11 protein-coding genes are annotated in these 13,701 nt (G+C 70.0%); 5 read left to right on the forward strand and 6 right to left on the reverse strand.

What is annotated here, in order from left to right; translation table 11 throughout:
• Window positions 1–134 precede the first annotated feature (134 nt).
• Entirely contained in the window at window positions 135–341 is a 207-nt protein-coding gene (locus R3E10_11690) for a cold-shock protein (GenBank protein MEZ4416398.1), read from the forward strand.
• Window positions 342–454: 113 nt separating this feature from the next.
• On the opposite strand, the gene R3E10_11695 is transcribed toward R3E10_11690, so the two are convergent.
• The 4 genes from R3E10_11695 to R3E10_11710 all read right to left on the reverse strand — a co-directional run bounded on the left by R3E10_11695 (window position 455) and on the right by R3E10_11710 (window position 6,892).
• The gene (locus R3E10_11695; GenBank protein MEZ4416399.1) at window positions 455–3,256 is read right to left on the reverse strand and encodes a serine/threonine-protein kinase; all 2,802 of its coding nucleotides are present in this window, start codon (window positions 3,254–3,256) and stop codon (window positions 455–457) included.
• Entirely contained in the window at window positions 3,253–3,855 is a 603-nt protein-coding gene (locus R3E10_11700; GenBank protein ID MEZ4416400.1) for a sigma-70 family RNA polymerase sigma factor, read from the reverse strand. Before R3E10_11700 ends, R3E10_11695 begins: the two co-directional genes overlap by 4 nt.
• Before the next feature lie 104 nt (window positions 3,856–3,959).
• A complete protein-coding gene (locus R3E10_11705) occupies window positions 3,960–6,584 on the reverse strand; it encodes an ABC transporter permease (GenBank protein ID MEZ4416401.1) in 2,625 nt (874 codons plus the stop codon).
• Window positions 6,581–6,892, reverse strand: a complete 312-nt coding sequence (locus R3E10_11710) for a PadR family transcriptional regulator (protein ID MEZ4416402.1) — start codon at window positions 6,890–6,892, stop codon at window positions 6,581–6,583. Before R3E10_11710 ends, R3E10_11705 begins: the two co-directional genes overlap by 4 nt.
• A 199-nt stretch (window positions 6,893–7,091) precedes the next feature.
• Here R3E10_11710 and R3E10_11715 point away from each other — a divergent pair, with 199 nt between their 5' ends.
• From R3E10_11715 to R3E10_11730, 4 genes are all read left to right on the forward strand, one after another.
• A complete protein-coding gene (locus R3E10_11715) occupies window positions 7,092–8,471 on the forward strand; it encodes a peptidylprolyl isomerase (protein MEZ4416403.1) in 1,380 nt (459 codons plus the stop codon).
• Window positions 8,471–9,646: a di-heme oxidoredictase family protein gene (locus R3E10_11720; GenBank protein ID MEZ4416404.1), complete on the forward strand. Its 1,176-nt coding sequence runs from the start codon at window positions 8,471–8,473 to the stop codon at window positions 9,644–9,646. Before R3E10_11715 ends, R3E10_11720 begins: the two co-directional genes overlap by 1 nt.
• Before the next feature lie 67 nt (window positions 9,647–9,713).
• Window positions 9,714–10,190, forward strand: coding sequence for a hypothetical protein (locus R3E10_11725; GenBank protein ID MEZ4416405.1), 477 nt, complete (start codon window positions 9,714–9,716; stop codon window positions 10,188–10,190).
• A 14-nt stretch (window positions 10,191–10,204) separates the two neighbouring features.
• On the forward strand, window positions 10,205–11,437 hold the full coding sequence (locus R3E10_11730; GenBank protein MEZ4416406.1) for a di-heme oxidoredictase family protein: 1,233 nt from the start codon (window positions 10,205–10,207) through the stop codon (window positions 11,435–11,437).
• A gap of 61 nt (window positions 11,438–11,498) precedes the next feature.
• On the opposite strand, the gene R3E10_11735 is transcribed toward R3E10_11730, so the two are convergent.
• The gene (locus R3E10_11735; GenBank protein MEZ4416407.1) at window positions 11,499–12,284 is read right to left on the reverse strand and encodes a TonB-dependent receptor; all 786 of its coding nucleotides are present in this window, start codon (window positions 12,282–12,284) and stop codon (window positions 11,499–11,501) included.
• A 79-nt stretch (window positions 12,285–12,363) separates the two neighbouring features.
• A complete protein-coding gene (locus tag R3E10_11740; protein ID MEZ4416408.1) occupies window positions 12,364–13,695 on the reverse strand; it encodes a RagB/SusD family nutrient uptake outer membrane protein in 1,332 nt (443 codons plus the stop codon).
• Window positions 13,696–13,701: the final 6 nt, after the last annotated feature.

The following is a 13,701-nucleotide window of genomic DNA, read 5'->3' on the forward strand; positions in this document are numbered from 1 at the left end:
TTCGAGGAGATCGCTGCCCCGGTCATATTGTGACCATGGGTGGTCACATACAGCGCGGGTCTGCCGCGCACGTCAAGCAGTCGGCAAGTACGCGTCATCGTGGCTCCGACTCGGACAAAACCAGGAGCGCGATCATGCGTACCAGAGGCAAAGTGAAGTGGTTCAACGACGAAAAGGGCTTTGGTTTCATCACGCCCGAGGACGGGAGCAAGGATTGCTTCGTCCATCACACCGCCATCCAGGGATCGGGGTTCAAGACCCTGGCTGAGGGAGCGACGGTGGAGTTCGACGTGGTGGCCGGAACCAAGGGCCCCGCAGCGGAGAACGTCTCCGTAGTCTGAGGAACCACGGTCCACGTGACCTCGAGGGCCGTCCCGCGTTGCGGGGCGGCCCTTCGTCGTTTCGGCCTCGGAGCTCCCGCCTGGGCGGTGGTGTGGGGGTGTCGCGCCATCGCTCATGGAGCGCTGGGCCCGCGCTCCTTCCGGTCGACCTGCGCTCGGGCCCGCTCCAGACGTGCCCTCCGGCTCCGGCCCGCGTCTCCCTCCGGGATCCGTTCCGATGCCACGGCCAGAAGAGAGTCCGCCCGCAGCGTGTCGCCACGCGCCGCCTCCGCCTGGGCCAGGACCAGCAGGCCGGCGAACACCACGTCATGCTGCTCGCCGAGCGACCGGGTCAGTCCGTCGAGCGCACGCCCCAGGTGCGGCACGGCGGCAGAGGCGTCCCCGCGTTCCAGGAGCGTCTGCCCCAGCCCGAAGGCGTAGACCAGCGTCTGGGGATGGTCCTCGCCCTGCGTCCGCTCCGCGACCGCCACCGCTTCCTGATGGTAGTTCACCGCGGCGTCGTAGCGCCGCATGGTTCGGAGCTGCTGTGCCAGCGCGTTCGCCTGTTGGGCGACGCTCGGGTGCCCGTCTGGATAGAACGCGCGCAGGATGCGCATCGCTTGGGTCTGTAGGTCCAGCGCCTCCTCCAGACGGTCCTGAGCAGCGACCGTGCGGGCGACCCAGGAGAGGGCCTCCGCCTCCTCAGACCGGGAGCCGCCCTGCGGAAGGGAGCGTTGCACGATGGAAAGCGCCCGGCGGGCATGCTGCTCGGCCTCGGCGGCCTGGTTCGCTGCCAGCAGCGTCGTCGCGAGCGCCTGGTGACTGGCGACGAGGTCGGGATGGTCGGCGCCCAGCACGCGTTGCCGGCGGGCGAGCACGTCCCGGTACTCGGCAGCGGCGCCCGCCCGGTCTCCGGCGACGTCGCGCATCACGGCCAGGTTCTGCTGGGCGACCAGGCTGCGTTGGTGGTCGGGCCCCACGGTGCCGCGCAGGGCCGCGAGCGCCTGCTGCCCCAGGGATACGGCTTCGTCGTAGCGCCCCTGTGTGTAGCGCAACGCGGCCAGGTTGCTCGTCGTCACCGCAATGCCCCGATGGGGGCCCGGGTGGGCGGCCCGGCGGACTGCGAGCGATTCGGTGTAGGCCGCGGCTGCCTCGTCGTAGCGCGCCTGCTCTACGAGCACCAGACCGAGATCGTTGAGGGACCGGGCCAGATCGTCCAGGCGATCGGCACCCGTGCCCCGGCGCAGCGCCACCGCCCTGCGCAGCAGGGGTTCTGCCTTATCGGAGAGGCCGCGGTCGCGGAGGATCAGCCCCAGTGTGCCCAGGGCCGCCGCCACGTCGGGGTGCTCGGAGCCGAGCAGCTCCTCGCGCAGGGCCAAGGACGCCCGGGCCAGCGAATCGGCGCGCTCCAGCCGCCCCATGCGCCGATACCCTTCGGCCAGCACCTCCTGCATTTCTGCGAGGATGGCCGGCTCGGCGGCGTACTCCCCGTCCAGACCCGCCATGGTACGATCCAGCAGCGCTCCGGCCGTGAGCGAGTCTCCCGCCGCCCGCCCCGCGCCAGTGGTGCCGAACATCTCGATGAGGAATGAACGGACCTCCAGCGCCTTGTCGCGCTCCGCGCGGACGCGCTCCGCCTCGGACGCGATGCGTCGGGATTGAGCGAGCGAAAGCGCTGTGGCGCCGACCAGCATCAGCAGCAGAGCTGTACCCGAGGCGACGGCCAGGCGGTGACGGCGTGTGAAGGTGGCCAGGCGGTAGGTCAGCGTGTCAGGGCGAGCGAGGATGGGAAGTCCTTCCTGGTAGCGCTCGAGGTCGTCCGCCAGAGCCTGGGCCGAGTGGTAGCGCCGCGAAGGCTCCGTCGACAGCGCCCGCAGCACGATGGTATCCAGGTCGCCGCTCAGGCGGCGGCGGAGACGGGTGGGGGTATCGGCGCGCCGTGCGCTCACGTCCTCTGGGGTGAGCGACTCCTGACTACCGTCCGGACGTCGGCGCACGAGGCGCGTGTTGACGGCTTCGCTGGGCTTGGTGGGCACGCGACCGTCCGGAGGCCGCACCTCGACATCGGCGAGGAGCGTCGAGGCGTCGAGCGGTCGCCGACCGGTCAACAACTCGTAGAGCACCACGCCGAGGCTGTATACGTCGCTGGCGGTGGTGACGGCCTCCCCGGCGATGTGCTCCGGGGAGGCGTACTCCGGCGTCAACAGGGGGCCTTGGACGCGCGTGTGCCCTGGGTCCGACGCTGCCAACAGGCGCGCGATGCCGAAGTCGAGGAGCTTGGGTGTTCCATCTTCGGTCACGAGGATGTTGGACGGCTTGAGATCGCGATGCACCACCAGATTCTGGTGGGCATGGTGCACTGCCTCGCAGACGCGCCGGAACAGGGCCAAGCGCTGGCCTACCGAGAGCCGACGCTCGTCGCAGAACACGTCGAGCGGCAGCCCCTCGATGTATTCCATCGCGAAGAACGGGCGCCCGTCGTCCGTCGTTCCACCGTCGACGAGCGTGGCGATGTTGGGATGGCGGAGGGTTGCGAGGATGCGCCTCTCCGAACGGAAGCGCGCCATGACGTCTTCGGTGTCCAACCCGCGGCGGATGACCTTGAGGGCCACGTGCCGTTGGAAATCGGCGCCCTCGTGCACGGCGAGGTGGACTTCGCCCATGCCACCCCGTCCCAGCGGACGGATCAGGCGGTAGGGGCCGACGCGCGTGCCCGCATCGGGCGGCGCCGCCTCGGGTGCTCCGATGCGCAGGAACGGCATCTCCAGGAACGCAGGCGAGGCTTCGTGGGTGGCCAGCAACTCCTCGACCTCGGCACGCAGTTCCTCGTCGCTGCCGCACGCCTCGTCCAGGAAAGCGGCGCGCTCCGAGCCGTCGCGCGCGAGCGCGTCGTTGAGCAGCTCCGACACCCGGGCCCAACGCGCGGCCCCGGTCATGGGCTGGCCTCGAGGCCGAAGTCGTCGCCCAGTTCCCGCCGCAGCCAGACCCGCGCACTGGTCCAGGCACGACGCACGGTGATCTCGGAGACCCCGAGCACCTCGGCCACCTCCCCGTGGCTCAGGCCTCCGAAGAACCGGTAGGTGACGACGTGGGCGCCGCGAGGATCGAAGGCCTGCAGACGATCCAGCGCATCTCCGAGCGCCTCGATGCCTTCAGCCTCGCGGTCGCTGGAGAAGACCTGCGTGTCGTGGAGGTCCACGTGGTCGTGGGCTCCCCCTCGCTTCTGCGCGTTCCGTGCGCGGGCGTGGTTGACCAGGATGCGCCGCATCGCCTCGGAGGCGACGGCGAAGAAGTGCCCGCGACTCTGCCACTGCACCTGGTCCTGATCCACGAGCTTGAGATAGGCTTCGTGAACCAGGGCGGTGGCGTTCAAAGTGTGTCCGTCACGCTCCCAGCGCAGACGTCCCTGGGCCAGGGATCGCAGTTCCTCATAGACGGCCGGCAAGAGCCGGTCGAACGCTGCGCGATCGCCGTCGCGCGCTTCGACCAGGAGTCGGGTGATCTGATCCTTGGAAGAGTCGGCAGGCCTGGACATCTCGATTCTCGGGGGTGTGCCCGAGAATGGCCCCGCCCTCCGTCCCGATCAAGCAGACACCCGCGCGCTCCGGGCCCAGGGGTCCGGCCGGGGGCCGGGTCTCCTCAGGGGCGGGTCAGCGCCCGCACCGCATCCAGCCGGGAAGCCCGACGGGCCGGGATCCAGGCGGCCAGCAGCGCCGTGACCACCAACGCCAGCACCGCGGCACCCAGGACCGCGGGATCGGAGGCCCGCACGCCGAACAGCAGACTCCGGAGCGCGCTGCCCAGCGCCGCCGCGATCAGAAGTCCGGCGCCGAGGCCCAATCCCGTGACCGTGAGGCCCCGCAGCAGGATGAGCCAGACCAGGGTGCCGCGCTCCGCGCCGAGCGCCATGCGGATGCCCATCTCACGGACGCGTTGGGACGCAGTGAACGCGATGAGCCCGTACAGGCCGACGGCGGCCAGCACCAACGCCAGGCCAGCGAAGACGGCGATCAAGAGCCCGATGGTGCGCGTCTCCTGCAGGGACGACGCGACGGCGCTCCGTAGATCCACGACGGACGGAACCGGCAATCCCGGATCGACCATCCCGATGACGGTGCGCAGATCCGGGGCGGACACGGTCCTGCCGGGTTGTGCGCGCACGTGCAGCACCATCAGCGACGAGTAGCGCGCATCCAGGGGATGATACACCGCTGGACGCGCCGGTGCGCGCAAGCTGCGCATCTGTACGTCGGCGGCTACGCCCACCACACGAGCCGAGGGTTCGCCCGCCAGATACTGCCCGATCGGGTCCTGCCCTGGCCAGAAGAGCTCTGCCAGCGCCTCGTTGATCACCACGACCGGCTCGGGTTCCTCTCCGGGTCCGCGGAGGGCTCGGCCCCGATGGATGGGGATTCCCAGGGTCTCGAAGTAGCCCTTCCCAACGATGATGTTCTCCGCCTCGTAGTCCACGTCGTCGCGGTCGAGGGGACGGACGGTGGCGCGGGAGTGTCCGCCCGCAATCGGCATCTGGTTGGCGAGCGTCACCGCCTGCACGCCCGGGAGGGCGGCCACCGCGTCGGAGATGCGCCCGAAGAGCGCTCGGCCGCCCTCCGAGTCATAGCGTCCTGTGGGGTCGAGGTAGAGCACGGCCGTGGTGAGGCCGTCCGGCCGGAAGCCAGGGTCGGCGGAGCGGGCGTTGAGGATGCTGCGGCCGAGCAGGCCTGCCGCCGCCACCAGACCGAGCGAGAGTCCGAGTTGCGCCACCACCAGTCCGTCGCGGGCCCGCTGGCGCCGCCGGCCGGCGGTCGGAGCACCTTCCCTCAAGGTGCCGGCAAGGTCGCCCCGTGTGCTCATCCAGGCGGGCAGCACTCCGAACAGAATGCCCGCGGCGACCCCGAGGCCCAGCAGCACCGCGAACACCGAGGCGTCCGGCGCCAGCGAGGCCGAAAACGAGTAGGGGAAGAGCGCGGGCAGGAACCGTCCGCTGGACAGCACGATGGGAAGCGCTACCACCGAGGAAGCCAGGCCCAACAACACGCTCTCGGTCACCAGGTGTCGCGCGACGCGCAGGCGTCCCGCGCCCAGGGCCTGGCGCACGCCGAGCTCGCCGCGGCGCCCGCTCGTGCGCGCCAGGAAGAGGCTGGCCACGTTGGAGCACGCGATCAGCAGCACCACGCCCACGATCAGAAAGAGGATCAGCGAGATGCGCGTGGCCTCCGCGCGCTCGCTGGGATCGAGGCCGACGCCGGGCTCGAGCAGCACGACCATGTCCCGGTTGGTGGCGGATGCCTCGCGTAGGCGGGTGGACACCACATCCATGGAGGCGCGAGCCGCAGCGAACGTGACTCCCTCCCGCAACCGCCCGATCACGTCATACGAGCTCCACCCCCATTCGTCGAAGGGAAGTCGGCCGGCGACCGGCGGAGACTGCATGGTCGGTACCCAGAGGGCAGGCTGACCGCCGAGCGCGCGCACGCCCTGGAAGCCGGCCGGTGCGACGCCCACCACTTCAAACGGTTGACTACCCAGACGGATCGAACGGCCGATCACCGAGGGATCACCTCCGAAGCGACGGATCCAGAGGGAGTGGCCCAGCACCACGACCGCATGAGCGCCCGGCTCCAGGTCGTCGGAAGGATACAAGAGCCGACCGGCGGCGGGCGTGAGCCCGAGGAGGGGGAAGTAGGAGCCGGTGACGTACTGTCCGTGCACTTGCTCGACGTCGGCACCCTCACCGATCACGAAGGCGGCATCTTGGACGCCGGCCACCGACTCGAACGCGTCCGCCTCGGACTCGATCAGCTTCAGCGCCGGCCAGGAGAAGTTGTCCCAGCGCGGGTCCGTCTCGTAGGAACGAGCGATCTGGACCAGGCGCTCCGGATTGCTCACGTCCGCGGGGGGGCGCAGCAACAGCCCGTTGATCAGTGCGAAGATGGACGCGTTGGCAGCGACGCCCAGCGCCAGCGTCACCGCGGCCGCGATGGCGAAGAGCGGGTTCCGCCTCAGGCCGCGTAGCGCGTAGCGCAGGTCCATCCTCACGCTGTCCATCGTCCACCCCTCCCGTTGTGTCCACAGGGCGTGCGGCAGTGCGCCCAACGCAAAGCCTGCCAGTCCCGGCAGTCCGGCGGAGCGACGCTCGGCGGCGCTCAGGCGCTCCAGTACCGCGAGTTCCGCCAGCCACTCCTCCAACCACTCCGACCGTCGATGGGAGGGGACGAAGGCACTGAGGGCCCGGATCAGGCGCCGGGCGGTGTCGCCACTCATCCGGCGCCACGCACCGCGTGCCGAAGGTCGCGAGCGAGGCTCGAGACGCGGGCCGCACCCTCCGTCAGCGCCCGTGCGCCCTCTGCGGAGACCTCGTAGTAGCGCCGCCGCGGCCGCCCTTCCCGCTCGGCGCGCCGCTGATCCTCCCAGGAGGCGCGCACCAGTCCCCGCTGCTTGAGGCGTCCCAGCGTCGGGTAGACCGTCCCGGACGGCAGCCCGGTGTGGGCGACGATGTCGAGCCCGTAGGTGGCTCCGTCGCGGATGGCACCGAGGATCTGCAGGCTGGTCACTCCCAGCGGGCGTGGCATGGGGAATCTCCGGCTTTGGATAGAAGTGTAAGATAAGTAGTAATGCATGGGCTCGACCCGGGCAATGAGCGGGGCCCACACGCCGGCGGCCTGGGCGACCCCGCGCGCGTTGCCCCGTCGGCGCCGCCCCGTCACAATGGACGCTGGTCCAACCGGCGGAGCGGCCCACCGCGGCGCGCCGATCCTGACGAGGCCCGTGATGCCGACATCCACTTCAGCGACGGGCTCCGTTCGCAGTGACGCACGGCCCGCGCGCCTGCGCGACCGCCTGGTCCGCTTGGCGTCGGTGGGTTTGTTGGCGTTGGCGGGGTGCGCCCAGGGCTCCGACGCGCCCGTGGCGCGGGTCGGTACCTGGGCGTTGTCCCAGGAGCGACTGACGGACCTGCTGCTGTTGGCCCAACCGCTTCCGCTCGATTCCGTGACCGTCGCAGGGCTGGTGGACCATTGGGTGGCGATGTCCGCCCTGGCGCAGCGGATGGCGGAGGGCGTCGACCTCGACGCCCCCGAGCTGGTGGACGCCTCGTTGTGGCTGGAGCGTCGTGAGGCGGTGCTCGCCGCGGAGCGGACCGCCCGCCTCGGAGTGGCAGCGTCCGTATCCGTGGCGTCTGCGAGTCGCGAGTTCGCGGCCGACAGCCTCGTGCTGCTGGCCCATGTGCTGCGCCGCACCACGCCCGCGACCTCCGAGGCGGAGCGGCAGCTGCAGAAGCGGACCGCGCAGGAGATCCTGGAGCGGCTCCGCGCGGGCGGAGGATGGCCCGAGGCAGTCGCGCGTAGCGAGGACGACGAGACGCGAGACGACCTGGGCCTGCTGGGCCTGGTGCGGCGGGAAGACCTACCGCAGCCGCTCGCGATCGCCGCCAGCGGGTTGCAGCCCGGGCAGGTGTCCTCGGTCGTCGAGAGCGCGCAGGGGTTCCACGTGCTCTATCGCCCGCGGTTCAGTGAGGTCGAGAGCTTGTACCCGAGGCTGCTCTCGGAACGGCGGCTCGCGGGCCTCGACCAGGCGGCCAACCGCGCCTTGTTGGATTCGCTGAACCTGGAGGTGGGCGCCAGGGCGATGGAAGTCGTGCGCGCTTTGGCCGGGTCGCCGACTCCCGAGGGGGGGAGCGAGCCGGTCCTGTCCTGGCAGGGGGGCCGTCTGAGCGAGGATGTCGTCGCCCGGCACGTGGCTGCGCTCCCGCCCGATGCGCGAGCTCGCCTCCGCGACGCCGATGCGGACGCCATCCGTGTCTTCCTCGACGAGCTGGTGGCCCGTGAGGCCCGCCTGGCTGGGGCTGCACGCGCGGGGATCGACGTGGACTCCGAGACGCGGGAGGCGTTGAGGGCAATGCACCGCCGCGACGTGTCGGAGTGGCATGCGGCGCTCACGGGTCGGTCGGGCGCGATGCCCGGTCCCCAGGACCTGGATCGCTACATGGAGGACCTGGTGGCGAGGCGCGTTCCGCTCCAGCCCGTTCCGCCGCTCCTAAAGGTTCGACTCCTCGAGGGTCTGGCTTGGACAGCGGACGCTCGAGCGATCCGCAATGCCACGGAGACTGCCCGCACGCTGCTGACCACCGTGACCCCCGGGCGGGGCCCCTGATGCGGCGGAGCACCCGCTTCGCGTCTGCGCTCGTCGTCAGCGCGCTCACGGCTGCCTGCGCCGAGCCAACCGCCACGGGCGCGGCACCCGGCGAACGGCTGGCGGCTCTCACCGACGAGGAGCGCGCCCGCTTCCTGTTGGGCCGGGCGTTGTTCGAGCGCATCGCCACGCCCGAAGAGGGATTGGGGCCGCTCTTCAACGCCGAGCGCTGCTCAGGCTGCCACGACCAACCGACCGTGGGGGGAGGGGGTGCGACGGTGCCGGTGCTCAAGGCCACACGCTTCGTGGATGGGACGTGCAGCCAGCTGCAGGAGCTGGGTGGTGACAACCTGCAGCAGCGGGTGACCCCGCTGGCGCGGGCAGCGGGCTTCGGCGCCGAGTCGCCTCCGCCCGAGGCCACCGCCACGGTGGCGGTGGTCGCGCCGCCCCTGTATGGACTGGGCTTGATCGAAGCGGTGGCCGTGCAGGAACTGGAGCGGCGGGCGGACCCCACGGACGCGGACGGGGACGGGATCTCGGGGCGGCTGCCGCTCCGCTCCGACGGGCAGGTGGCCCGCTTCGGACGCAAAGGGGATGCGGTCACGGTCCGGGAGTTTGTCGAGAGTGCTCTTCTCTTCGAGCTCGGCTTCACCACGGACGCATCTCCGGTCGATGAGGCGCACAACGGAACGGCCTTGCCCGCGTCGGTGGACCCGGCACCGGATCCCGAGATGGATGCGGAGACGGTGGGGCTGCTCACGGACTACATCCGGTTGCTGGCATCCGTGGCCCCCGCACCGGTCGAAGGCGGGAGCGCCGACTCCGTCCGTGCAGGCTCCGACGTGTTCGGGCGCGTCGGGTGTGCCCGCTGCCACACGCCGGAACTCACCACGGGTGACGCACCCGAGGGTGCCCTGCGCCACCGGACCATCGCGCTCTATTCCGATCTCTTGCTCCACGACCTCGGTGGCGCCGAGTCGGACGTGTGCACGGCGGTCGCGGCGCCCGGTGAGCTACGAACCGCGCCCCTCTGGGGACTGCGTTTGCGCCGGTCGTTGATGCACGGCGGCACGGCGCCGGACGTGGAGGCGGCCATTCTCCAGCACGGCGGCGAGGCGGCGGCGGTCGTGGCGGCCTTCAACGGACTGGAGGCGCCGGAGCGGGCGGCCCTCCTGCGCTTCCTTTCCAGCCTCTAGGAACCCCCCTACCATGGCGGGAGTAGGTGTTGCCCGCAGGGTGGACGCCCGGTTCCAGGAGGTACCTATGGCTCGGCGCGGTATGGCGGTGCTTCGGATGCTCATCGCGGGCACGGCGTTGGCTGGCGCGGTGGGTGGCTGCAAGAACCTGGGGCTGGCAGGGGAGCCCGAGGAGATGACGGTGGACGTTCAATCGAGTGACGTCAGCCAGGTCACGATCATCACGTCGACCCGGTGGAACCTCGAGAACGACCCGGCGTGTGACCCCAACCAGCAACAGTGCGACCTGGTGCTCCGGGTCCTCGAGGCGGACACCACCTCGGTTGGGGTCCCCTTCAAGCGCACCTACGGCTTCACGGACACGTTCCGCTATCTGGTGGAGGCCTACCCAACGGGCGATGTCGGCGGGACGCTGGCCTTGAAGATCGACATCGATGGGCGCCCCTGGTACGAGGATTCCCGCCCGCTCGCAGCTCCCGATGCGAACGGGGAGCGAGAGAGCCTGTTGTTCACCTACATCTGGCAGGAACCCACCATCAACTAGTGTCAGCGGCCCCGATGGGTTTCCGAGCGCTGTGCGGTGCACACCACCGCTGCTCCTTCCCGGCCGGTGCCGCTCCAGCGCGGCTCGCGCTGCTCGGCCTCGCGGTGTTCGCGGTGGCCTGCGCGCCGCCGGCTCCCCTCCTCGTCGAGGCCGAGCCCGGGGCGCACCTGCCGGGACTCAGCACCGAGGAGCGGGCGCTCTTCGAGGCGGGGCGGGCTCTGTTCACCCAGCCGTTCACTCCGGCGCAGGGACTCGGGCCCCTCTTCAACCAGACCCAGTGCAGCTCCTGCCATGATCTCCCCACCAGCGGCGGCCATGGCGCAGAACCGGTTCGCAAAGCGACGCGCTACGAGGCGGCCAGCGGGTGCGACCTGTTGGAAGATGCGGGTGGAGACCTGCTGCAAGCCTATGTGACCGCCGAAGGACGGGCGGCGGGCCTGACTCCGGAGATGATTCCCGCCGAGGCAACGGGCATCAGCGAGATCCATGCACCGCCACTTTTTGGACTGGGGCTCGTGGAAGCGCTTTCGACCGAGCGCGTGGCAGCGACGGAGGATCCCGACGATCGGGATGGCGACGGCATCTCCGGCCGGATGGGGCGCTCCGCGGACGGACGGCCCGCGCTCTTCGGGCTGAAAGCGGTCCATCCCACCCTCCACTCATTCATCGAAGGGGCGACGCGTGGGGAGCTCGGGCTCACGACACCGGAGCACCCCGAGGAGGAGCGTGCGGCGGGGAGCGCCGTCCCGGCCGCGGCCGATCCCGCACCCGATCCGGAGGTGGATGCCGCGTTCCTGGAGGCCGTCAGTGCCTTTGTGCGCCTGCTCGCTCCGCCCGCCGCCGCAGTGCCCGAGGACCGCGCTGCCCAAGAGGCTGCGCGACGGGGAGAGCGCGTGTTCGCGGAAGCTGGCTGTGACGGGTGCCACACGCCCCTGTGGACCACCGGGGTGACGACGTCGGCGGCTCTGTCCCGGAAGACCTTCCGTGCCTACTCCGACTTCCTGCTCCACGACATGGGGCCGGGGCTGGCCGATGTATGTGCGGTGGGCGTCGCTCCGTCCGAGTGGCGGACGGCGCGACTGGTGGGCCTGCGCCTGCGCACCACCTATCTGCACAACGGACGGGCTCAGCGCGTGGAGGACGCCATCCTCCTTCACGGCGGCGAAGCGCAACGCTCGCGGGACGTATTCGCCGCACTGGGTTCGCAGGAGCGCCAGGACCTCCTCCACTTCCTCGGAACGCTCTGACACACCGGGTCTGGGGCTTGGCGCCAGGCCGACCAGGCGGGGACGGGTAAGTGCGGCGCCCTCAGCGGTTCCGCAGCGGCACGCGCGTCCAGATCACCACGGTGCCGCACAGATCGTTGAATTTCCCGGGTCCGCCCCCCGAGTAGACCTCGATACCCTCGATGTGATCCGGACGGAGATAGTCGTATTCGCGTAGCCCGGAGCGGATTCCGTCCAGCCACAGGCTCGGCTCGCAGCCGCGGCCCCCGTCCCGGAAGTTCACGCTACGGCTCATGATCAATCGTGACCCATTGACCACCTCGACGCCCTGCACCAAACGGAACAGGTCGGACACGTTGAGCGGATCGCGATCCTCGATGGTGGCGCGATCCAGGAAGGTGCCCCGGAAGCCCTGCGCCTGCCGGTCGTAGAATCCCCGCGTTTCCAGCAGAAGCGAGCGCAGGCTGACCACGATCTCCTGGAGGGGCACCGGCTCGACCGAGATGGCCAGGCTCACGCGCACCGAGGCCCCGAAGGGGATCGAGACCGAATCGCTGCGTGATTGATAGCCGAGCCGCTGGGTCACGATGACCTGGGCCCCGATCGGGACGCCGTCGAAACGGAAGACGCCGGCCCGGTTCGTGGTGGCGGTCAGTCGAGTTCCTTCGAGCGAGACCAGCACACCCTCGACCCCTTCGCCACTTCCGGCGTCCACCACCACCCCGGAGAGCGCCGCGCCGGCCTCGGGTTGCTGTGCCCGCATCGCGGTAGGGACCGCCACCCAGGTGGCCAGAGCCAAGAGGGCGCAGCAGGGCAGGGCCATCCTTCGGCGCCCCTGGTACGCCCGATCCCAGCACCGTTGGGTCATGCTCCTCCCTTGGGACGACACGGGGCGGTACCCCGCTGCTACTAGGGTACCGCCCCGGCCGACTCTTCTTACCGCCGAATCAGGACTTCGGTAGGCACCTCTGCGCCAGGTCGTTGGGGATGTTGGCGTTCAGCACTGCTTCGTTGTCGCTCATCGAGAACTTGGTGGGACGTCCGGTGGCCGGACGCTCCGGGTCGCTCATTGCCGCGAAGACGTCGTGCGTGATCCCGAACCGGTACAGATCGACGGCACGCATGCCCGTCATGTACAGCTCGGCGAACCGCTCGCTCAGCAGGATCTCCTGCATCTCCGCCATCGTGGTCGGAACCGCGATCGGAGAAAGCCCCACGTTGTCACGCAGCGTGTTGAGGATGTTCATCGCGCCGACGAAGTCGTTGTTGCGCATCATGACTTCCGCCTCGATCAACCGCATCTCGTCGCCGCTCACCATGGGGATGTCATCCGTCTCCAGGGTGTAGCGCCACTGGCTGTAGTGCGGCGTGATGTTGTCGGTGGAGAGCTCCCCATTGTAGTACACGGGGATACGGTGGTCGTACTCGTTCGTGTACGCGTCGTGCATGAACGTGGGACCACCGGCGTTGGAATCCACCCGCCCCCACCACTTGTCCCGCAGCCCTGCCGCCTTGTTGAAGGTGGCGGTCGTGACCGTCACCACCCAGTTGGCAGACTGGTTGTTGAACTTGGCCGCATAGAGGAAGCCATCGGGGATGGCCCCTGCATCCGCTGCGGCTAGTGCGTAGTTGCCGAGCATCAGGTGCGCCTTGGCCCGTCCGCCCTGTGCCGCCAGCGCCATGTCGGTTTCACCCGCGGCGTTCGCGGTCTCCATGGCCGCGGTGAACTTGTCCACGGCCTGCTGATACAGGACGTTGTCGGCCACTGCCGGGCCGTCGGGCTCGGCTGGGGCCTCACAGAAGGCCATGGCGATGTAGAGATCTGCCATGGCCCCGCCCAACCGCGCCTGTGCGGTCAGAGGGCTGCGTGCCGCCTCCGCATCTCCCAGGACGCGCTTGAAGCGGTCCTCGGCATCGATGGCGAACCAGCGAGCCCGCAGCAGGCCGTCCATGGTGCCGCGCATGTCGTGCGTCCCGTACTGGAACCGCCCATGGTCGATCTCGTCGTAGCCTTGCCACGTGCCCGTGTGCTGGTATTCATCGGACAGAAGCGCCTGATACACCACCCAGGTATCCATCACCTCGTGCACGGCGCCCTCGACGCCGTTGGCCACTGCGGGGAGGGCCGTGTCGAGGTCCTCGCTCGTGTACCGCTGGGGGTCGGACACCGTCAGGATGTCGCTGCAGGCCGATAGGCCGAACGCCACCATCCCCGCGGCCACTCCCCACGCGAGCGTGCGTAGGGAGGCCGACCGGGCCCCAGGGGAAGTTCTGGTCATCGTCTT

The sequence above is a fragment of the Gemmatimonadota bacterium genome (assembly GCA_041390105.1).
Taxonomy (GTDB): domain Bacteria; phylum Gemmatimonadota; class Gemmatimonadetes; order Longimicrobiales; family Gaopeijiaceae; genus JAGQIF01.

Bases quoted from the DNA above. Each gene is read 5' to 3' on its own strand.
- R3E10_11720 (MEZ4416404.1), top strand. From the start codon at position 8,471: ATGCGGCGGAGCACCCGCTTCGCGTCTGCGCTCGTCGTCAGCGCGCTC.
- R3E10_11705 (MEZ4416401.1), bottom strand. From the start codon at position 6,584: ATGAGTGGCGACACCGCCCGGCGCCTGATCCGGGCCCTCAGTGCCTTC.
- R3E10_11740 (MEZ4416408.1), bottom strand. From the start codon at position 13,695: ATGACCAGAACTTCCCCTGGGGCCCGGTCGGCCTCCCTACGCACGCTC.
- R3E10_11735 (MEZ4416407.1), bottom strand. From the start codon at position 12,284: ATGACCCAACGGTGCTGGGATCGGGCGTACCAGGGGCGCCGAAGGATG.
- R3E10_11710 (MEZ4416402.1), bottom strand. From the start codon at position 6,892: ATGCCACGCCCGCTGGGAGTGACCAGCCTGCAGATCCTCGGTGCCATC.
- R3E10_11730 (MEZ4416406.1), top strand. From the start codon at position 10,205: ATGGGTTTCCGAGCGCTGTGCGGTGCACACCACCGCTGCTCCTTCCCG.
- R3E10_11715 (MEZ4416403.1), top strand. From the start codon at position 7,092: ATGCCGACATCCACTTCAGCGACGGGCTCCGTTCGCAGTGACGCACGG.
- R3E10_11695 (MEZ4416399.1), bottom strand. From the start codon at position 3,256: ATGACCGGGGCCGCGCGTTGGGCCCGGGTGTCGGAGCTGCTCAACGAC.
- R3E10_11700 (MEZ4416400.1), bottom strand. From the start codon at position 3,855: ATGTCCAGGCCTGCCGACTCTTCCAAGGATCAGATCACCCGACTCCTG.
- R3E10_11725 (MEZ4416405.1), top strand. From the start codon at position 9,714: ATGGCTCGGCGCGGTATGGCGGTGCTTCGGATGCTCATCGCGGGCACG.
- R3E10_11690 (MEZ4416398.1), top strand. From the start codon at position 135: ATGCGTACCAGAGGCAAAGTGAAGTGGTTCAACGACGAAAAGGGCTTT.